The 20,217-nt window shown below is 64.1% G+C and carries 20 protein-coding genes; 13 read left to right on the top strand and 7 right to left on the bottom strand.

Features of this window, described 5'->3' with window-relative positions; translation table 11 throughout:
* Positions 1-31: 31 nt before the first annotated feature.
* Positions 32-2,023 (bottom strand): bifunctional diguanylate cyclase/phosphodiesterase, encoded by a 1,992-nt coding sequence (locus ETR14_RS15585; RefSeq protein ID WP_129386015.1) that lies wholly within the window; start codon positions 2,021-2,023, stop codon positions 32-34.
* 112 nt (positions 2,024-2,135) lie between these two features.
* Here ETR14_RS15585 and ETR14_RS15590 point away from each other — a divergent pair, with 112 nt between their 5' ends.
* Positions 2,136-2,339 carry a hypothetical protein gene (locus tag ETR14_RS15590; protein WP_129386017.1) on the top strand — a complete coding sequence of 68 codons (204 nt, stop codon included), beginning with the start codon at positions 2,136-2,138 and terminating at the stop codon, positions 2,337-2,339.
* Between the two features lie 152 nt (positions 2,340-2,491).
* On the opposite strand, the gene ETR14_RS15595 is transcribed toward ETR14_RS15590, so the two are convergent.
* Both ETR14_RS15595 and ETR14_RS15600 read right to left on the bottom strand, forming a co-directional pair.
* A complete protein-coding gene (locus ETR14_RS15595) occupies positions 2,492-3,448 on the bottom strand; it encodes a fatty acid desaturase (protein WP_206185845.1) in 957 nt (318 codons plus the stop codon).
* On the bottom strand, positions 3,445-3,639 hold the full coding sequence (locus ETR14_RS15600; protein WP_129391951.1) for a hypothetical protein: 195 nt from the start codon (positions 3,637-3,639) through the stop codon (positions 3,445-3,447). The genes ETR14_RS15595 and ETR14_RS15600 overlap by 4 nt, the downstream gene beginning before the upstream one ends.
* A gap of 193 nt (positions 3,640-3,832) precedes the next feature.
* Between ETR14_RS15600 and ETR14_RS15605 the strand changes: the two genes are divergently transcribed.
* The 10 genes from ETR14_RS15605 (at position 3,833) to ETR14_RS15650 (ending at position 15,777) form a co-directional block, all read left to right on the top strand.
* Positions 3,833-4,552 (top strand): HAD family hydrolase, encoded by a 720-nt coding sequence (locus ETR14_RS15605; RefSeq protein WP_129386018.1) that lies wholly within the window; start codon positions 3,833-3,835, stop codon positions 4,550-4,552.
* Complete coding sequence (locus ETR14_RS15610) at positions 4,539-5,126, top strand: phosphatase PAP2 family protein (RefSeq protein ID WP_165356466.1); 588 nt, start codon at positions 4,539-4,541, stop codon at positions 5,124-5,126. The genes ETR14_RS15605 and ETR14_RS15610 overlap by 14 nt, the downstream gene beginning before the upstream one ends.
* A gap of 212 nt (positions 5,127-5,338) precedes the next feature.
* A complete protein-coding gene (locus ETR14_RS15615) occupies positions 5,339-7,234 on the top strand; it encodes a M1 family metallopeptidase (RefSeq protein WP_243455541.1) in 1,896 nt (631 codons plus the stop codon).
* A 352-nt stretch (positions 7,235-7,586) separates the two neighbouring features.
* Positions 7,587-7,877 (top strand): GIY-YIG nuclease family protein, encoded by a 291-nt coding sequence (locus ETR14_RS15620; RefSeq protein ID WP_129391957.1) that lies wholly within the window; start codon positions 7,587-7,589, stop codon positions 7,875-7,877.
* Between the two features lie 1,217 nt (positions 7,878-9,094).
* Positions 9,095-9,334, top strand: coding sequence for a helix-turn-helix transcriptional regulator (locus ETR14_RS15625; RefSeq protein WP_129386022.1), 240 nt, complete (start codon positions 9,095-9,097; stop codon positions 9,332-9,334).
* Positions 9,331-9,828: a hypothetical protein gene (locus ETR14_RS15630; protein WP_129386024.1), complete on the top strand. Its 498-nt coding sequence runs from the start codon at positions 9,331-9,333 to the stop codon at positions 9,826-9,828. Before ETR14_RS15625 ends, ETR14_RS15630 begins: the two co-directional genes overlap by 4 nt.
* On the top strand, positions 9,825-10,337 hold the full coding sequence (locus tag ETR14_RS15635) for a hypothetical protein (protein ID WP_129386026.1): 513 nt from the start codon (positions 9,825-9,827) through the stop codon (positions 10,335-10,337). Before ETR14_RS15630 ends, ETR14_RS15635 begins: the two co-directional genes overlap by 4 nt.
* Before the next feature lie 744 nt (positions 10,338-11,081).
* Positions 11,082-12,914 (top strand): ribonucleoside-diphosphate reductase subunit alpha, encoded by a 1,833-nt coding sequence (locus ETR14_RS15640; protein ID WP_371416817.1) that lies wholly within the window; start codon positions 11,082-11,084, stop codon positions 12,912-12,914.
* A gap of 220 nt (positions 12,915-13,134) precedes the next feature.
* On the top strand, positions 13,135-14,205 hold the full coding sequence (locus ETR14_RS15645; protein WP_129386030.1) for a ribonucleotide-diphosphate reductase subunit beta: 1,071 nt from the start codon (positions 13,135-13,137) through the stop codon (positions 14,203-14,205).
* Between the two features lie 6 nt (positions 14,206-14,211).
* The gene (locus tag ETR14_RS15650) at positions 14,212-15,777 is read left to right on the top strand and encodes a P-loop ATPase, Sll1717 family (protein WP_129386032.1); all 1,566 of its coding nucleotides are present in this window, start codon (positions 14,212-14,214) and stop codon (positions 15,775-15,777) included.
* A gap of 91 nt (positions 15,778-15,868) precedes the next feature.
* Here the strand turns inward: ETR14_RS15650 and ETR14_RS15655 are convergent, their stop codons facing one another.
* Together ETR14_RS15655 and ETR14_RS28405 are read right to left on the bottom strand one after the other, a co-directional pair.
* Complete coding sequence (locus tag ETR14_RS15655) at positions 15,869-16,204, bottom strand: hypothetical protein (protein WP_129386034.1); 336 nt, start codon at positions 16,202-16,204, stop codon at positions 15,869-15,871.
* A gap of 723 nt (positions 16,205-16,927) precedes the next feature.
* Positions 16,928-17,134: a heme-binding protein gene (locus ETR14_RS28405; protein WP_165356467.1), complete on the bottom strand. Its 207-nt coding sequence runs from the start codon at positions 17,132-17,134 to the stop codon at positions 16,928-16,930.
* 80 nt (positions 17,135-17,214) lie between these two features.
* On the opposite strand from ETR14_RS28405, the gene ETR14_RS15665 reads away from it, so the two are divergent.
* On the top strand, positions 17,215-17,859 hold the full coding sequence (locus ETR14_RS15665) for a ferredoxin (RefSeq protein WP_129386038.1): 645 nt from the start codon (positions 17,215-17,217) through the stop codon (positions 17,857-17,859).
* Between the two features lie 70 nt (positions 17,860-17,929).
* Here ETR14_RS15665 and ETR14_RS15670 read toward each other — a convergent pair whose 3' ends face one another.
* Both ETR14_RS15670 and ETR14_RS15675 read right to left on the bottom strand, forming a co-directional pair.
* Positions 17,930-18,325 carry a hypothetical protein gene (locus ETR14_RS15670; RefSeq protein ID WP_129386039.1) on the bottom strand — a complete coding sequence of 132 codons (396 nt, stop codon included), beginning with the start codon at positions 18,323-18,325 and terminating at the stop codon, positions 17,930-17,932.
* A 597-nt stretch (positions 18,326-18,922) separates the two neighbouring features.
* Positions 18,923-19,384, bottom strand: a complete 462-nt coding sequence (locus ETR14_RS15675; RefSeq protein ID WP_129386041.1) for a heme-binding protein — start codon at positions 19,382-19,384, stop codon at positions 18,923-18,925.
* A 260-nt stretch (positions 19,385-19,644) separates the two neighbouring features.
* Here ETR14_RS15675 and ETR14_RS15680 point away from each other — a divergent pair, with 260 nt between their 5' ends.
* Positions 19,645-20,076, top strand: a complete 432-nt coding sequence (locus ETR14_RS15680; protein ID WP_129386043.1) for a GFA family protein — start codon at positions 19,645-19,647, stop codon at positions 20,074-20,076.
* Positions 20,077-20,217: the final 141 nt, after the last annotated feature.

The raw sequence follows: 20,217 nt of genomic DNA on the forward strand, positions 1-20,217 counted from the left end.
GAACGGGCCTACGTCACTTTCGATGCGCCCCTCACGCGATCCGCAGCATCGCCTCGTTGGGTGAGGACAGGTCGTCGCGCAGCCAGGTGGCGCCGTTGGCCTGGGCGGTGAGGCGGCGCAGGATCGCGTCGCCCGGGGCGGGCCGGCCGATGAAGAAGCCCTGCGCCGCGGTGCAGCGCGCGCCCATCACATAACCCAATTGGGTCTCGGTCTCGATGCCCTCGGCGACGATCTCCATGTCGAGCTCGTCGGCAAGGCCGACCAGCGCGTTGATGATCGCCCGCGCTTCCTTGGAGCGGGTGACGTCGGCGATGAAGCTGGTGTCGATCTTGATCTTGTCGAAGCGATATTTCTTCAGATAGGCGAGCGAGGAATAGCCGGTCCCGAAATCGTCGATCGACAGCTTGAGGCCGATTTTCTGGAATTCCCGGATCAGCGAATTGGCCTGGACATTGTCCTCCAGCAGCACGCTTTCGGTGACCTCCAGCTCCAGCCGTTCGGCGGGAAGGCCGCTGGTGTAGAGCGCCGACAGGATCATGTGCGACAGGTGAATGTCCTTGAGCAGGGCCGGCGACATGTTCACGGCGACGCTGACGTCGTCCGGCCATTGCGCGGCGGCCTCGCAGGCCTGGGCGAGGACCCAGTGGCTGATCGGCGCGATCAGGCCGGTGCTTTCGGCGATCGGGATGAACTTGGCCGGGCTGATCGGGCCTAGCTCGGGATGGGTCCAGCGCAGCAGCGCCTCGCACGAACTGACCTTGCCGGTCTTGAGGTCGATGATCGGCTGATAGTGGACCTGCAGCTCTTCGCGCTCGATCGCGCCGCGCAGCGCCGCCTCGAGATTGCGAAGCTCCAGGAATTGATGCTCCATCGACTCCTCGAACAGGTAGAAGTCGTTCCGGCCGTTGGCCTTGGCATGGTAGAGCGCCATGTCGGCATGCTGGAGCAGGACGTCGGCCTCGGTGCCGTGGTCCGGCCCGATCGCGCCGCCGACCGATCCGGTCACCTGCAGCGACACGCCGTCGATGCTCATCGGCACGGACAGGCTGCGCATCACTTCCTTGGCGAGATCCTGGACGAACCGGGTGGAGCGGCCGCGCGCGAGCATGACGAATTCGTCGCCGCCGAACCGCGCGACCGCGCCGCGGCCCTCGGCGATGGAGGCGAGATGGCGCGCCATCGTGCACAGCACCCGGTCGCCGGTCGGGTGACCGAGCGAATCGTTGATCTCCTTGAACTTGTCGAGATCGACCCAGAGCACGGCGAGCTTGTCGCCGGTGGCGATCGCGTCGGCGAGTTCCTCTTCCAGCCGCTCCTGGAACGCGCCGCGATTCTCGAGGCCGGTCATCGTGTCGAATCGCGCCAGCCGCTCGAAGCGGGCGGTGAGCCGCTTCTGCTCCTGGGTGGCACTCATCGCCTTCAGAATGGAGGAGTAGGTCTGCAGGGTGATATCGACCATGCCGATCATGAAGAGGCAATTGACGACGCCGAGTATCCAGAGCAGCGGGTTCGCAGTGAGGATCAGGCCGATGGTGAACGGGGCCGAAGCAAGCGTAAGCTGACCAATGGCGATCGCCGGCCGACCTGCATTTCTCCCGCAGATGCCGGCCGCATATCCGGTGGTGATCGTACCCGCCATCAGTTGGTAGACAGCGTTGTCGGTGCGCACCAACGTCGCGAACGTGAGCATTCCGAGCAGAAACGAATAAGCCCAGGCGCCGAGTTCGTAAACCACTTCCGAACGCGTGCTTTCCATGCTGTCGCGCTGCATCTTCGGTTGGAACAGGCTTGCGTGCGCGATCCTCGTCAAGCCGCAAAGCGTGATCGCCGCCGCAAGCATCTGCAGCCAGGGATCGTTCGAAGCCCACGCGATCGAGATCGACAAGGCGGCGCCGGAAAGCGCACCGGCGGCGAGCGAAGCCGGAGAGATGAACAAGGTGTCGACGAGCGACCGGCGTACCTCATTGGCGACGGTGCGATCGATTTTGCTTATCTCTTTGAATCTGGCGATGATGCCGGCCACACGTGTCTCCGCTCAGGAACCTTTGTGCCGGAAAGGTCTTTAAGGTCCGTTAAGGGTGCCCCTCCTCCAATTGGCAACCAATTGTGAAGCTTTGGCTGGCATTGAGTGGCGTATGGATGTGCAATCGAAAACCTTCTTGTTCCAGAGCGCGGCACCCGGTCGCATCGAGCTGGTGCTTCCGACCGCGGAGGGCGGTGCTTGGACACTGACGATGTCCGTGGGCGTTGAAAGGTTCATCGGCCGTTATGCGCGTCTCAACAGGCTGCTGGTCGATGGCCCTTTACTCGATTTGCGCGCCGAGCTTCCCGGAAGCTGAAGCGACTTGCGGCCAGATGGAATCTTGTGAGCGTTCGAACATCATGGAAATCCGGGAATATGGCGTCCGATCGATGAGTTCGGCTCGCCTCGTCCTCACGGCGTGATCCTCGTGACCGCCAACCAACAATGCGCTCCCCTCCCGAATTTCCGTCAAAGAGCGCTTACGTCAACGCCGCGCGCCGCGAGTATCTCTCGCATCTCGTAATAGGCTGCCCTTGTCCGGTGGTTCGGGATCGACGGATAAAGGTGATGGATGATGTGCGTTTCCATGCACATCGACATCACGTGGCCAAGATTGCTCTTGAAGACCTTGGTATTGCCGTAACGCCCCTGTCCGGTCCGCGGATGATGCGGCGCCCAGCTCAGGTAAAAGCGGATGTAGGACAGGGCGATATGCCGCGGCAGCCACCAGACGGCAGCGACCGCCAGCGCATGGCCGCTCCACGCTGTCGCGAAGAAGATCGCCATCGCAGCCAGCTGCAACAATGCCGTATCCCGTTGCGCGCGGCGCGACGCGGGAGAATCCAGCTCGGCCAGGATCTTCTTGTAATGGTGGATTGACCCGCCATTGCGCGGCTGGCGATTGAGCCAGGTCTTGACGATGGCTTTCCAGGCGCTCGGCGCCGCATCCGGATAGTCAGGATCCCGCTCCGGATCGTTGCAATGGTAATGATGCTGCAGATGCATCATGCGGGCCATGCTGAATGGGAAAATCAGGGGAATTGTGCTCACCTGACCGACCAATTCATTGAGCCAGCGCAAGGGGTCTCCCTTGCGCGCGATGTTGCTGTGCATCGCTTCGTGAGAGGTAACGTAGCCGCCGGTTGCGAGCACCGTCGAAGCGACGAAGCCGATCCACAATGGGATGATCCCCATCATCGTCAGCGGGAACAGGGCGACCCACAAGGCGAACCCGCCGAGGGCCGCGACGGAATAGCCCCACATTCCACCGCCGGTGTGACGCGCGGCGATCTCTCGCTCGAGGCGCAACAGCTCTTGGCGTTGCAGCCGGGCGGGATCGATCGCAAGCGGCGCTGCGTCTGCAGGAGCGCCGATGTCGATGCCGATCGATACGTCGCTTTTGGAAAAGCTTTGGGGTGCGCTCACAGCCAGCTCCCCTTTGCGGTGGCGTAGAGGCCCCACGCTCCCCCGAATACCAGGCCGAAGCCAAGCGGTGTCAGCCCAACCGGCGTGGCCATGCCGGTCGCCTCGATCAACTCAGCCGTCACCGGCGCAATAAAGCCGATCCCGAATAGAAACGGCATCACGAAGAAGACTGCCTTGAGTGCTTGCTGCACGATTATCCCGCCCGTTGCCACCGGTCTCACCGGCCCACCTGGCTTGATTAGCATGAGCGAGCGCCTGGCGACAATCTTGGTAACTACGGTGTTTACCACCTTCGCAACAATCTCGCCGGGTTGCGCGTCCTTCCGAGAGCGGGAATCCTCATCCGGCCGCGGAAACACTCACCGCCCTGTCCGTTGTCGGGACATGTCCGATCCAAACCTTGCCCCCGCCGCCCCGATCCGCGCGGCTCTGTTCGACGTCGACGGAACCCTGGTCGACACCAACGATCTCCATGCCGATGCCTGGCAACGGACTCTTCGCCACTTCGGCCACGATTTTCCGATCGAAACGATCCGGGAGCAGATCGGCAAAGGCGGCGACAATCTCATCCCGGCTCTGCTCGGCGACATGCCCGAAGATCGCAGCGACGCCATCGACGACTATCGCGGCACCTTGTTCAAGCAGGAGTATCTCGCCCGCGCCGTGCCCTTTCCCGGCGTCCGTGATCTGTTCGAGCGTCTCGTCGCCGACGGCATCAAGATCGTCCTCGCCTCCTCGGCGGGCGCAGAGGAAGTGGCTTATCATCTCGGCCTGATCGGCTGCGAGGATCTCGTCTTCGCAACCACCAGCCGCGACGATGCGGAAAGCTCCAAACCCGCTCCCGACATCTTCGCCACCGCGCTCGCCAAAATATCGCCGCTCGGCGCCGCCGATGCGGTGGTGATCGGCGATACGCCCTGGGACGTGATCGCGGCCAACCGCGCGGGGGTGCGCACGATCGGATTCCTGTCCGGCGGCTTCCCGGCCGAGTCGCTGCGCGATGCCGGCGCGATCGCGATCTTCGACGGTGCACGCGCTCTGCTCGCGCGCTATGACGAGAGCCCGTTCGCGGCCGTTCGGGCGGGTGCCGATGTCGACGCTTGAGGCGGCCGTCGAGCCGATCCTGGAGGCGGACGTCCGCACCGTCGCGGCGGTGCAGCCGGTCAAGGACCATCCGCTGTTCGAACGTCTCGCGGATCTCGGCGACCAGCCGCAGCTTCGCATCCTCTGCGCCGGCGTGATCGCGCTCGGCGCCGTCCGCCGCGATTCGCGGCTCGCGCTCACCGGCGCGCGCATGTTGGCTGCGCATACCCTCGCCACCTGGGCCAAGGATTTCGTCAAGCACCGCATCGATCGCACCCGGCCGCGCTCGCTCGGCGATCCCGAGACCGATCATCGCCTCGCCCCCGGCCGCAGCCACGAGAAAGAGGAGACGAGCTTCCCCTCCGGCCACGCCGCCGGCGCGACCGCGGTGGCCCGCGCCTACGCCCGCGCCTATCCCGAGCATCGCGTACCCGCCGGCATCGCCGGCACCATCCTGTCCCTCGCCCAGATCCCACGCTGCGCCCATTATCCGAGCGACGTCGGCGCCGGCGTCGCCATCGGCCTCGCCTCGGAAGCGCTGGTGGACGGCGCGGTGAAGCTCGGTGCGCATATTCTGTCCTCCCACTCCTCCTAGAAAACTCCCCTCCCTGACAAGGGAGGGGCAGGGGGTGGGTAGCCGCGAGGCTGCTCGATGCAGTCTTGCGGCTGTTGGCCGCACCGCTCGGCTCGCGGACATGCGGCGGCCGACCAGGCCCTTCGAAGAGGCCTCACCACGCGCACGCCCCACTGGCGCGCGCCGCGACGCTGTCCTAGGTCCTGCGCAACTCAGCGCCCGGGAGACCTGTCTTGCGCCCTTCGATCCTCGTTTTGCCGCTGCTCGCGCTCACCGCCTGCAGTCCCACCGTGCAGACCGCTGCGCCTGAATCCGCCGCAGCGGCCGCGCCCGTGACCGCGCCGATCCTCACCGGCGCCGACGCCGTCGATACGTCCAGCTACGCCCGCCCGGCCGAGGCGCGGGTGACCCACGTGGCGCTCGATCTCGCCGCCGATTTCGCAGCCAAGCGCCTGTCCGGCACCGCCACCCTCGACATCGATGCGGTCGCCGATGCGAAGGAGATCGTGCTCGACGCCAAGGGCCTCGACATTCGCGCGGTCACCGATGACCGGGGCAGGGCACTTCCCTTCGCGCTCGGCGCCGCAGACGACGCCCGCGGTGCGCCGCTCACCGTCCAGCTTCAGGGCGCGCGCCGCATTCGCATCGCTTATGCCAGCGCGCCCGGTGCCGAGGCGCTGCAATGGCTGGCGCCGGCGCAGACCGCGGGCAAGGTCCACCCCTTCCTGTTCAGCCAGGGCCAGGCGATCCTCAACCGCAGCTGGATCCCGACCCAGGACAGCCCCGGCATCCGCCAGACCTGGGAAGCCCGCATCGTGGTTCCGGAGCCGTTGAAGGCGGTGATGAGCGGCGAGCGCCTGACGCCGGACGGCGAACCTGCCGGGGCGGGCCGCCGCGCCTTCCGCTTCCGCATGGACAAGCCGGTCGCCCCCTATCTGATCGCGATCGCGGTGGGGGACATCGCCTTCCAGCCGCTCGGCCCCCGCACCGGCGTCTATGCCGAACCCGCCACCCTGCCGGCGGCCGCCGCCGAGCTGGTCGACACCGAGAAGATGGTCGCCACCGCGGAGGGCCTCTACGGCCCCTACCGCTGGGGGCGGTACGACATGATCGTGCTGCCGCCCGCTTTCCCTTATGGCGGCATGGAAAATCCGACCCTCACCTTCCTCACCCCCACCTTCATCGCCGGCGATCGCAGCTTGAACGGCCTCGTCGCCCACGAGCTCGCGCACAGCTGGTCGGGCAATCTCGTCACCAACGCGGTCTGGGCCGACAGCTGGCTCAATGAAGGCTTCACCTCCTATTTCGAGAATCGGATCATGGAGGCGCTCTACGGCCCGCGCCGCGCGGCACAGGAAGCCTGGCTGTCCTGGGCCGACATGGAGGCGTCGCTGAAGGAGCTCGGCCCCGATGCGCCGGGTACCCGTCTCCACGACGACAGCGGCGCGGATTCGGGCGGCATCGTCTACGACAAGGGCGCGACCTTCCTGCGCACGCTCGAACGCACCGTCGGGCGGGAGCGCTTCGACGCGTACCTCACCTCCTATTTCGATCGCCACGCCTTTCAGCCGATGACGTCGGCCCGCTTCCTCGCCGATCTGCGCGCCAACCTCATCCGCGGCGACGCCGACCTCGAGCGGCGGCTGCTGCTCGATCAGTGGGTCTACCAACCCGGTCTGCCGGCCAATGCCGCGCGCCCAGACGCGAGCGTGTTCGCGCCGGTCGACCAGGCGGTCGCCGCCTTCAACGCCGGCGGCGCCGCGGCGGCGGTGCCCTACGCCGGCTGGACCACCGCCGAGCGGCTTCGCTTCCTCAACGCGCTGCCCCGCCAGCTCCCGCAGCCGCGCCTCGCCGAGCTCGATGCCGCGTTCAAACTGTCGGACAGCGGCAATGCCGAGACCCTGTTCGCCTGGCTCCAGCTCGCCCTCGCCAACCGCTACGAACCTGCAGTCCCCGCAGCCGAGCGCTTCCTGCTCGGCATGGGCCGCCGCAAGTTCGTCTCGCCGCTGTTCGAGACGCTGATGGGGCAGGGCGACTGGGGCCAGCCCATCGCCCGCCGCCTCTACGCCAAGGCCCGCCCGATGTACCACGCGGTCACCACCAGCGCGGTCGACAAGGTGGTGAAATAGGGGGGGCTTGCTCCGCGGCTCCCTCTTCAATCGTCATCCCAGCGAAAGCTGGGATCTCCACGAGACGAGGCGCAGGCTCTTCATCCACGCCGGCGCACACTCACCCGGAGATCCCAGCTGAAGTTCATCCTGAGCGTGTCCAAGGGCTGGGATGACGAGAGGAGAAGAGCATCCCGCTTCCTCCGGTCGGGGATCCCAGCTGAAGTTCATCCTGGGCGTGTCGAATGGCTGGGATGACGTTAGAGGGAGAGCGGCTCGCCCGTGACCCTTGGGCATCCGAACTGCCGCGCCGGCCGCGGGGTGGGGGGGGAAGCCCCTGTTCCCGATCTCCGGCCCGGCGCATAATTGGGGGATGAAGGGCGGCTGGGTCTACATCATGACAAACAGGCCGGGCGGGACGCTCTACATCGGCGTCACCGCCGATCTGGCCGCGCGCATCGCCCAGCACCGCGCCGGCACCGGCGCGTCTTACTGCCGCCGCTACAATCTCAAACGTCTCGTCTACGTCGAACCTTACCCCACGATCGACGAAGCCATCGCCCGCGAGAAAGCGATGAAAGCCTGGCAGCGCGCCTGGAAGGTCCAGGCGATCGAGGCGGTGAACCCGCACTGGGCCGATCTGTGGGACACCATCAACGGGTGAAAACCGCCGTCCTCTCACTGTGATTGCCGTCACTCTCCGCCCATACCGTCATCCCAGCGAAAGCTGGGATCTCCCTGAGGGTAGGCGCCGGCGCGAGTAGAAAGCATCGCGCCTCTTCCGCGCGGAGATCCCAGCTTCCGCTGGGATGACGGTGAGGAAGCCAGGTCACGTCTTCCTCCTCATCCTCCCGCCATCATTCGTCAGCCCAGCAGCACACGGTCATCCCACCACCCCCCAACGTCATCCCAGCGAAAGCTGGGATCTCCCGGAGGGTACGCGCCGGCACGGATGAAAAGCACCGTGCCCTTCCGCGCGGAGATCCCAGCTTCCGCTGGGATGACGGCAGAAGAGGGCAGGTCACGCTCCCGCAGCCAAGGCGTCCCCCATCCTTCCTCACCCCGGTGCCTCCAACGTCATCCCACCACCCCCACCGTCATCCCGGCGAAAGCTGGGATCTCCCCGAGGGTACGCGCCGGCGCGAGTGAAAAGCACCGCGCCTCTTCCGCGCGGAGATCCCAGCTTCCGCTGGGATGACGGTGAAAAGGGGTAGATTACGCGCCTGCAGCAACGCCGTCCCCTCCATGGTCCCCCACCTTCCTCAGCCCGGCTACTCCAACGTTATCTCACCCCACCGTCATCCCAGCGAAAGCTGGGATCTCCCGGAGGGTACGCGCCGGCGCGAGTGAAAAGCACCGCGCCTCTTCTGCGCGGAGATCCCAGCTTCCGCTGGGATGACGGTGGACAGGGGCAGGTCACGTCTCTGCAGCAACGCCGGGCCCCTCCATGCTCCCCCACCTTCCTCACCCCGGCGCCTCCACCTTCATCCCACCACCCCCACCGTCATCCCAGCGAAAGCTGGGATCTCCCGGAGGGTACACGCCGGCGCGAGTGAAAAGCACCGCGCCTCTTCTGCGCGGAGACCCCAGCTTCCGCTGGGATGACGGTGAAAAGGGGTAGACTACGCCCCTGCAGTAACGCCGTCCCCTCCATGGTCCTCCATCCTTCCTCAGCCCGGCTACTCCAACGTTATCTCACCCCGTCGTCATCCCAGCGAAAGCTGGGATCTCCCGAAGGGTACGCGCCTGCGCGAGTGAAAAGCACCGCGCCTCTATCGCACCTAAATCCAGCTTCCGCCGGGATGACGTGTTCAGCCATGCGATCTCCGCGAAGACAAACGAACTATTGCGTAAACACAACAATACGTCTAGCTTACCCGCATGTTCAATCGAATCGCCCTACTCCGCGCCGACGGCAACGTGTCGCGAAAGGCGCTTGCCGAGGCGGTGGGCGTGAACCCGCAGACGATCGGCTATCTGGAGCGCGGCGACTACAAGCCGAGCCTTGAGCTCGCGATGAAGATCGCCGCCTTTTTCGGCGTGCCGGTCGAGCTGGTTTTCTCCTTCACTCCCTTCGAATCCGTCACCGACGCGCTGCGCCGCGTCCAGGAGGCCTCATGACCGATGTGATTGCCCGGCACCGTGCCGCCGCCATTCTCCTTGCGCTCGCCGCGCTGACTGCCCTCGTCGTCGTTCCGGATCGCACCGCACCAGCGTGGGGCGAGGGGGCCGGGATCGCGGTGAACCTGCTGCTGATCCTCGTCGCGCTCGCCGGCGCCTCAGCCCTGCTGACCTCGCCCTATCTGTCGATCCTCTACCGCGAGGCGCCGCTCAAACGGGCGATCACCGGCGAGTCCGAACTGGACGAACGCGAGGTCGCGCTCCGCGATCGCGCGGCCGGCATGACCTATTATCTGTTCGCGACCGTCAATCTGGTCGGGCTCGCGGCCGTCGGCCTGCTGCTCAAGGCGGGCGCGATCGTCCTCGATGGCGACCTCCTTCTCCGCTGGATGCCGCCTTATGCCGCCTTCGCCTTCGCTTTGCCGGTGCTGACGCTGGAATGGTTCGAGCCCTCGTCGCTCTGGGCCCGCTCGGTCGAGGAGGACGTCGCGTGAGCCTGCTGTCCACCCTCGATCGCGTCGTCCACGTCACCCGCCTCGACATCCTCACCCCGCACGCGGAGCGGCGCAGCCGCAACTTGCGCTGGCTGCCGCTGTTCGTCCTCGCCGCCTTGCCGATCGGTTACGGATTGATGGTGGCGATGCCCCACAAGGCGGTGCCGGTTCGGGTCGGCTTCTTCGGCGGCCTGCTCTTCTTCGGGGCCTACCTCGCCGCGATGCTGATCCGGCTGTTCGGGCCCCGCCTGGTCGCCGAAGCCGGGGTCCGGCTCGACGAACGCGAGCAGATGATCAAGGCCCGCGCCGGCAGCATCGCCGGGACGATCGTCACCATCCTGTTCGTCGCCTTCTGCCTTTATGCCGGCTGCGCCTCGATCTTCGGCGCCTGGATGCCGTCGTCGTCGATCGAGTGGATCTATCTGGGTCTCGGCGTGCAGGGCGTCGCCTTCACCTTGCCGGTTCTCGCCGCCAGCTGGCTCCAGCCCCGGCTCGACGACGAGGATTAAGCGCGGCGCGGCCCTCGTGACTGCGGATACGCCGACAGCATCGCCGCGGAGTTTGTCGATCCGCCAGCCGCTCTTCCTCTCTCGTCCTCTCCCCCCGTCATCCCAGCGAAAGCTGGGATCTCCATCCGGAGGAGGCGTGGACCTCTCCTTGCACTCCGGTGAATAGTCTCCGGGAGATCCCGGCTGAAGTTCATCCTGAGCGTATCGGAAGGGCTGGGATGACGGTGAGGCAGAATGGCAAACAAGCCACGAGGCGGAGGAGCTCCGCCGCCCCGGCGCCACAGCCGAAATCCGCCTCGCTATTCAACCACAATCCTTGGTATCCGCCCATCACTCGACGCCCTGCCGGAGCCCAACCGTTCGTCGCAAATCGGCGACTCCCGGGCGTCCGCCGTGCCCTTGATTTGCAAGCGAAAAGCGCTTCGATTCACCGCATCCGGCGTCACGAAAACCGTGGATAAGTCATTAAGCCTCTTGGCGTCGGAATCGAGATGAGGCACTAATGGTTGTGGCGCTGCCACGGGGGCGACGCTACAACTTGTATGAACGTCCGACGGTCACCATCTTGGTCCGGAGACGGAAGACTCTTGTCCTGTGGATATCGGGGACAAGATCGAACAAGCGCCGCGCCCCCTTCGCAAACGCGCATTGTTTGGGCTAAGGCCCGGTAGAACGAATTGAGAACGAGGGGTTTGAGCGATGGATCTTAGCGGCAGCAGCGAAGTCGGTTCGAGCGACGTGACGATGACGCTCGATGCGGTCGACACCAAGCCGACGAAGCCGGCCATCTACCCGCTTGCCGTGGACCGCAGCCGTGATGCCCTGCTCACCGAATTCGGCAAGGACACTTTGCGCGACCGCTATCTGCTGCCCGGCGAATCGTATCAGGATCTGTTCGTCCGCGTCTCCTCGGCTTATGCCGACGACGAGGCCCACGCCCAGCGCATGTACGATTACATGTCGCAGCTCTGGTTCATGCCGGCGACGCCCGTTTTGTCCAACGGTGGCACCGGCCGCGGCCTGCCTATCTCCTGCTATTTGAACAGCGTCGACGACAGCCTGGAAGGGATCGTCGGCACCTGGAACGAGAATGTCTGGCTGGCCAGCCGCGGCGGCGGCATCGGCACCTATTGGGGCAGCGTCCGCGGCATCGGCGAGCCGGTCGGCCTCAACGGTAAGACCTCGGGCATCATCCCGTTCGTGCGGGTCATGGATTCGCTGACCCTGGCGATCAGCCAGGGCTCGCTGCGCCGCGGCTCGGCCGCCTGCTATCTCGACATCTCGCACCCGGAGATTGAGGAATTCCTCGAAATCCGCAAACCGTCGGGCGATTTCAACCGCAAGGCGCTCAATCTCCACCACGGCGTGCTCGTCACCGACGCGTTCATGGAAGCGGTGCGCGACGGCGCCGAATGGACCCTGCGCAGCCCCAAGGACGGCTCGGAGCGCAGCAAGGTCGATGCCCGCGCCCTGTTCCAGAAGCTGGTCGAGACCCGGCTGCAGACCGGCGAGCCCTACATCATCTTCATCGACAAGGTGAATGCGACGATGCCGCGCCACCAGCGCGAGCTCGGCCTCAAGGTCTCGACCTCCAATCTCTGCTCCGAGATCACGCTGCCGACCGGCATCGACCATCTCGGCAATGCCCGCACCGCGGTCTGCTGCCTGTCCTCGCTCAATCTCGAAACCTGGGACCAGTGGAACGGCGACAAGCGCTTCATCGAGGACGTGATGCGCTTCCTCGACAACGTGCTCAGCGACTATATCGCGCGGGCGCCGGACGAGATGGCGCGCGCCAAGTACAGCGCGGCGCGCGAGCGTTCGGTCGGACTCGGCGTGATGGGCTTCCACTCTTTCCTGCAGGCGCGCGGCATCCCGTTCGAGGGCGCGATGGCGAAATCGTGGAACATGCGCATCTTCCGCCACATCAGCGCGCAGGTGAACGAAGCCTCGATGATGCTGGCGCACGAGCGCGGGCCGTGCCCCGACGCCGCCGATGTCGGCGTGATGGAGCGGTTCAGCTCGAAGATGGCGATCGCGCCGACCGCGTCCATCTCGATCATCGCCGGCGGCACCTCCGCCTGCATCGAGCCGATCCCGGCCAACATCTACACCCACAAGACGCTGTCCGGCTCCTTCTCCATCCGCAATCCGTATCTGGAAGAGCTGCTCAAGCAGAAGGCGAAGAATTCGGAAGGCGTGTGGTCGTCGATCCTCGAGCGCGGCGGCTCGGTCCAGCACCTCGATTTCCTGACGCAAGAGGAAAAGGACGTGTTCAAGACCAGCTTCGAGATCGACCAGCGCTGGCTGATCGAGCTCGCGGCCGATCGCACGCCCTATATCGACCAGGCGACCTCCTTGAACCTGTTCATCCCGGCCGACGTCGACAAGTGGGACCTGCTGATGCTCCACTATCGCGCCTGGGAGCTCGGCGTGAAATCGCTTTACTATCTCCGCTCCAAATCGGTCCAGCGCGCCGGCTTCGCCGGCGGCGTCGAAGCCGACAACACGCCGGACCTCAAGCAGATCGAGCTCGCGGCGACCACGGATTACGACGAGTGCCTGGCGTGCCAGTAATTCACTCCTCTCTCCTTCAGGGGGTGCAGCGCCCCTTGGGCTTGCTCCGGGGGAGCAAGCCGGCGCTGCACGCCGGGAAGAGGGGGAGTCTGCCGACTCTCCGCCGCCTCCGGTACGGTCCCTCCCGTCTGCCCCTCTCCCTCTCCCTCTCCCCTGAAGGGGAGAGGGAATCCACGCGCCCCACCGGCCGCGCCACCTTTTTCTGATCGGGAGTAAACCGATGTCCCTTCTCGAAGCCCGCAAGCAGTACAAGCCGTTTGAATATCCCTGGGCGTTCGAATTCTGGAAGCGCCAGCAGCAGCTGCACTGGCTTCCCGAAGAGGTGCCGCTCGGCGAGGATTGCCGCGACTGGGCGCAGAAGCTCACCGATCACGAGCGCAACCTGCTCACCCAGATCTTCCGCTTCTTCACCCAGGCGGACATCGAGGTGCAGGATTGCTACCACGAGAAATACGGCCGGATCTTCAAGCCGGTCGAGGTCAAGATGATGCTCGCCGCTTTCTCCAACATGGAGACGGTGCACATCGCCGCTTACTCGCATCTGCTCGACACGATCGGCATGCCCGAGAGCGAATACGGCATGTTCCTTCAGTATAAGGAAATGAAGGACAAGCACGATTATCTCGCCACCTTCGGCGTCGACAGCGACGAGGATATCGCCAAGACGCTGGCGATGTTCGGCGGCTTCACGGAAGGGTTGCAGCTCTTCGCCAGCTTCGCGATGCTGATGAATTTCCCGCGCTTCAACAAGATGAAGGGCATGGGCCAGATCGTCTCCTGGTCGGTGCGCGACGAGAGCCTGCATTGCGAAGGCATCATCAACCTGTTCCACACCTTCACCAAGGAGCGCGACTGCCTGACCGCATCGGTGAAGAAGGATATCAGAGACGTCTGCCACACCACGGTCGATCTCGAGGACGCGTTCATCGATCTTGCCTTCGAGCAGGGCCCGGTTCCCGGCATGACGCCCAAGGAGATCAAGCGCTACATCCGCTACATCGCCGACTGGCGCCTCAGCCAATTGGGCCTGCGCCCGATCTTCATGATCGACGAGCACCCGCTCCCCTGGCTCGCGCCTTTGCTCAACGGCGTCGAGCACGCCAACTTCTTCGAAACCCGCGCGACCGAATATTCCAAGGCCGCGACCCGCGGCAATTGGGGCGAAGTCTGGGACAATTTCGACCGCCGCAAGAGCGCCAAGGCAGCGAACGACGCGGTCATCGCCGCGGCCGAGCCGGCGCCGCAGCCGGAAGGGGACATGTTCTCGCGGGCTGGGGTGGCGGCGGAGTAGGTCGAGATGGCAATTTCGAAGGAGAGCTTCCTCGGCTCGCGCGGATTCAGCGAAAATCCGTTCATCCTTACCAACGCGGATGAGGAGCAGAATCTCTCTTCGTACTTCGTGCCGCCACCGTTCTTCGATGCTGTCTTGGGGCGCCCGACCGAGCCGAAAAGCTGCACCGTATTCGCGCCGCGCGGAGGCGGTAAGACAGCTCAGAAAGTTATGATTGAGAAAGCTTCAGGTGAAGCGCGTCTCGAAGATCAATTCCTTTGTCTGACTTATGATAGATTTGTGCTGCCGGATCGTTTTCTATTAAAGAATGCGACAGTCGATTGGCACCTCCTGAACTTGGTTCGGCTGATAACGACCGCGCTCCTGGTGCGTCTGGATGCTCCGGAAGCGAAGCTCCGATTGGATCAGGCAGACAGAGACTTCTTAGTTAAGGCTGCTCGTACTTTCCTGTATGATATAAATGTTGCCGAGTTCCAAGCCATCGTGGCTGCGCTGCGTAATTGGCGAGGAAGAACAGAGGATTTGGTGAAAAAATACGGCGGTCAGATTGTAAATCTGATCTCGGCGATTGTTACTAAGTTTGAGATGGGCAAGATTGAGCTGATTGCGGGTGAGCGAGAGATAAATAAGCCTACGGTTATGGCGTATTTTGAACGCCTTATTGGAGTGGCTGCAAAGCTTGGATTTGAGTCGGTGTACGTCCTGGTTGACCGGGTTGATGAAACTCTTGCGACTCAGAACGACGCCAACTCCTCATTCGAGTTTATTGAGAGCTTACTTCTCGACTTGCACATTCTTGAAACCCGAGGTGTAGCATTCAAATTCTTCTTGTGGGATCAGATCAAGTCTAGGTATCTTTCCTCGGGTGCAAGGACCGACCGGATTCCGATGTACTCGCTCAACTGGAACCTGGAGGAGATGAGTACGATGCTTCGGGAGCGTTTGAAGGCATATTCTGGGGGGAGCATTGCATCACTGAATGAGCTTCTTCCTGAAGATTTAGAGTACGATCTTCACAGTCTGGTCTGCGTGCTCGCCGTTGGCTCTCCTCGAGATATGATTAGGTTATGTAAGGCGATCATTGACGAGCAAACCCGGACGTCGAATGTGGCCGGATCTCTTAGTAGAAACGTCATTTCTCGTGGGATCCGCGCTTTTTCGGAGCAGAGAACCTTGGAGCTTTTTGGTAATAGCTTAGAGGATTTGCGAAAGGTAAACCTTGCCAGTTTCACAATCTCGAAGCTAGCTAACGACATATTCAGGGTGACTTCGAACGCCATAAGTCGAAAGATCCAGATCTGGACGGATCAGGGTGCAGTCGTCCGAACTGGTGAGGTTCCAACTCCAGGAGCTCGTCCTCAAAATCTATACTCCTTGGCAGATCCTCGATTGTGCATCACGGTTAAGTCGCAATCGCCTGTGGAGTCGGTGTTGGAAAGCAACATATACGTCTGTGGCAGTTGCGGATCCGTCAACGTTTTTGAGGAGGATGATGCCTCAAGCTGTTCACGGTGCCAGGCCTCAATAGACTCGACTCTATCGTCCTTCAGGATGGTGGCGCCAGGTCTGTAGAGCTTTGTGTGATTTCAGCGGGAGAGTTTTGCAGTTCCGGTGAAAGTGCGCTGATTTAATTGCGCTGATGCTCCACTCAATTCGCCGAACCTCAGCGCTCTGCCTGGAAGAGGCGGCGTTGAGCAGCGTTGATCGAAAGCTCGTCCCAATCGACCTCTCTCCTGGTGACCGGCAGAACGTCCCTGCGATCAATCCAATCGTAGAAGAGCGTGCCGTAAATGCCTCGCGCGTCCCTCTTCAGAATCGGGCGCTCCCAGATGCGGGAAAGGATGATCCCGGCTTCGCTCTCTCCCAGCCGCGCCACCACATCCTCGATCAGCGCCATGTCCTGATCGCCCGGAAAGATCGCGGCGAATTCCGCGTCGGTGGCCTGGAACAGGCTGAAGGTCGCATTGCGCGCGCCATCGATGATCTGGATGTTCCGCATGCATCCAGTCTGGCTCGTGCGGACCGAGTCCGCAACGGCTGCGTATTTCCCTTCGGCGGGCCACAGTAACGGCTCTCTTGGCAGTCCCCGGGCCTCGATGCCCGAGCAGGCCAATCTGGCGGGAATCAGCCCGGACGCATCACCGTTCCTCCGAGGCTCGCTTGCACGCATTCGCTGAACTTTGAGGCGAAGATCGCGAAGACCTCTCGGAGCCCTTAGGGGTTCCGGTGACGGGTTCGGGTGACAGTGCATCCAATTGCCCTCAAACCTCCTCCCATTCTCCGCTCAGGGCTCACGGTCCCAAAGATCGTTGGCGGCTTCGTGGTCCTTCGTGGCTTCGTGTGGAACCAGCGGCGGATGTGCGAGTCAAAGTCGTCCGCGGAGATGCCCCACGGCGCGCCGATCGACACGCGCTCATGCGGAGCGAACCATTCCGAGTCCCGTGTTCGCTCAACCGTCGCATTTGGACGCGAAGATCGCGAAGGACGCCATGGCGCGAAGAGGGATGAGAGCGGGCGTCGTCAGTGAAACTCTTCGCGATCATCGCGGTCGTCGCGTCCTTCGCGTCGAAAATTGGGGGCGTGGAACGCGCGTCGCCCTCGGGGAACATCCACTCTGGCTTGCTCAGTACTTTTAATGAAGACGTGCGCTGCGCGATAGGAGCGCACTCCGATTCCCTCAGGCGTCCTCGCCGACCGCCTCCAGCACTGCCACCAACGCGGCCTAAGGCCGCGTCGCCCGCAGCCCCGCGGCGCGCACGCCCGCTTCGGCGCAGGCGATGTCGCTTTCGGTCGGCGATCCGGACACGCCGATCGCGCCGAGCGGTCGGCCCTCGGCGGTGAAGACCGGCACGCCGCCGCCGGCCGTGGCGATGCCGGGCGCGGTGGGCACGTTCCAGCGGGCGGCGGGTTCTGCGGACGCAATACGCAACGCGCTTTGCATGTGCAGGCTAGGCGGTGCAGGATCGGGCCGTCTGATCCGTCCGGAGTCGTCGCAGAAGGGGAGTGCCATTGCCCAGCCAGGTTCCTGACGCAGCGCCCGGACCATTCTACGTCGATCCGAATTGCTGCATTCTATGCGGAATCCCGGAAGACATCGCGCCGGAGCTATTCAGCACGGGTGAGGCGCATTGCTTCTTCATCAAGCAGCCAATCGCCCCGGCTGAGGTCGACAAGACCATCGAGGTCATGCTGTCCAGCGAAGTCGATTGTATCCGCTATGGTGGCGACGACGCGGCTATTCTCAAGCGTATGGGACGCGCTGGCGTGGCGGAGTTCGCGGACGATATGCGTGCGGCTGGATATTCTCCCATTGCCAAGGATCAGGTCGAATTCTCGGCCGATCGGAGTGCAACGGAGATGGCCGTGGCATTCCGCGCCTTTCTCCGTGCGCAGGAAGGGTTCAAGGTGGCCTTGTCGTTTCGCAAAACCAAGGTACGATTTGCGTGGTGGCGAGGGAACTTCCACACCGTGGCTTTCGAGCTCACGGATGGACGCCACCGCCTCATCCTGCATCCGGGCCACCCCGATGCTCTCCTCGGTGTTGCGCGCGTCGTAGGGGATTGGCTCCAATCCGATCCCAACGTTGGTGCGATCGCCTGGAAGACACGGCGCGGCGACGAAGATGCCTCTCCGGAGACCCCGCTGCCATTCTGAAGGCAACTGCGAGCTCCGCGGACGCAGTGAGGGGCAGGCAAGGCAAGGTTCAGGCGGCCGTGAATGGCCGCTACTCGCCCAGGTCTGAGCGCAAGCCAAGTTGGCCCCACACCACAAACAAGCGTACGATGGATGCCATTCCACCGATGTGGAAGATGACGGCGAGCGGAAATAGGAGCTTCAGCTGCCATACCAGGTCGGACCAGAATCCGAAGTGGAGAGCGCCATCGCTGTGGCGCTCGGCGAGATGGCCGAAGAAGATGCGGACGATAAGGAGGTCGATGAAGAAGAGCGGGAAGCCGAGGACCCCGAGATAGGCCTGGCCCAGGCGCCACTCCGTATCCTCGTCGATAAAGTGCCGTTCCGTCAGCAGGTAACCATCCGTGCTGCGCCTGTTACCATGGACCTTGCGGGCCGCCCACCGGCCGATCGCGGGCAAGGGCGGGATTGCGAGCGGAGAGAGCATTCTTCGTCTAGCTTTCGGCGTCGAGGCTGGGTCACGAGTCTCCGCGGATCATACGAAAGTCGAGAGTTTGCAAGCGTCACCAGCGGTGCGCCACGCAAGCAGCAATGACGTAAGACGTCATCGCTCGGCACGTGTGCGGCAACCAGCTGGCGGCAAGCCGATCCGCGTCGGCGAACCGGGGGGACCCGCACTTCCACATGAGCCACGAAACAACGAAGCCACGAAGAAGGGCAAGCGCCTCGCGGCAATCGCTTTGCGGCTCCGTGTGTCTTCGTGGCTTAGTGTGGAAACGGCGGCAAAAATGCCTTCGCCGGGGAAACCGGAGATGCACGGTCCAGGAGCAATGGCAGCACGAGTACCCGCATTCGATCCGAGGGCGGAGCCTGGCGCGACGGCCGTACTTGGGCGCGAAGGCGCGAAGGACGCAAAGGCGCGAAAAGGAATCGCAAGCAGTCGACTCCTGAACCCTTTGCGATCATCGTGTCCTTCGCGGCACCGCGTCAAAACAGCGGTCTCAAGGCCGGCCGCCGCTCCGGCGGAAGGCACAAGGCGACTGTGCGAGACAGCCAACGGCCCGCGCCGCCCGCGAACCGCTCGCTAAGGCCGCGTCGCCCGCAGCCCCGCCGCGCGTACCCCCGCTTCGGCGCAGGCGATGTCGCTTTCGGTTGGGGAGCCGGACACGCCGATCGCGCCGAGCGGGCGGCCCTCGGCGGTGAACACCGGCACGCCGCCGCCGGCGGTGGCGATGCCGGGCGCGGTGGGAACGTTCCAGCGGGCGGTATCGGCGCTGGCATAGGTGTAGGTCGCCGCCGACCGGCTCTTCCACAAAGCGGTGTCCGAGACGGCGGTCGAGGCGTCGTCCATGCGGGCGAAAGTCAGCAGCCGCCCTGCCTCGTCGTGCACGGCGATCGCGACCGACAACTTGTTTTTCCTGGCGAAGGCCAGGCAGCCGTCGCGCATCTTGGCCGCGCTCTCATAGGTCAGCACCGGCCGCGGACTCTGCGCCGGCGCAGCGGTGCCGAGCGCGGCAAGGCAGGCTGCAGCAACGAACGTCTTCATCTCTTCCCCTCCCGCTCTCTTCCGCCAAGTAAACCGCCTCTGCGCGCCGGGCGCAAGCGGGTCGTTTCGAGGGTGTAATGACGTGCTTGTCGCGGGAACGCGCGGCGCGCTACGCGCCTGGCCGGAAATGCTCCGACCATGATTGCACCCGTATCCACGGGTGGCCGCAGCCTTAGCGGGGAAAGAAGGCGTACCGCACGGTGGCGCTTCCCCGCTCCCGGGATGTAGGCTCGTCCGGCACGAATCAGGGGAGGATCGAGATGGCCACCGGAGGATGCCTGTGCGGCGCCGTGCGCTACCGGATCACCGGTCCGCTGCGCGCAACCTCGCTCTGCCATTGCGAGTCCTGCCGCCGCGCGACTGGCGGCCCGTCGCTGGCCTGGGCGATCTTCGGCGAAGACGATGTCGAAATCACCACCGGCACGCTCGCCGTTTATGAAAGCTCGCCCGGAGTCGAGCGCGGCTTCTGCGCGCGGTGCGGCACGTCGCTCAGCTATCGGCGCGCCAATCGCCCCGGCCTGTTCGACGTCACCACCGCCTCGCTCGACGATCCGGAGCTCTTTCCGCCCGACAAGGAGATCTGGGTCGAGGAGCGGCTGTCCTTCGTCGCCCCCAACCCCGATCTGCCGCAACATGCCCGCTTCAGCACCCCGGCGGCGGCCCCGAGCGCCCGCGCGCTCGATGAGGGATAGAGACGCGTGGCACGCAAAGGCGCGAAGCCGGGAAGGGGGCGAGACCCTGACCCGCGTCAGCAAAACTCCGTCGGCCAGGGAAACTCGGCAGGAGGGACGACGCTGTCCCCCTTCGCGTCTTTGCGGGTTCGCGTGACCGAA

This window comes from Sphingosinicella sp. BN140058 (genome assembly GCF_004135585.1).
Classification (GTDB): Bacteria; Pseudomonadota; Alphaproteobacteria; order Sphingomonadales; family Sphingomonadaceae; genus Allosphingosinicella.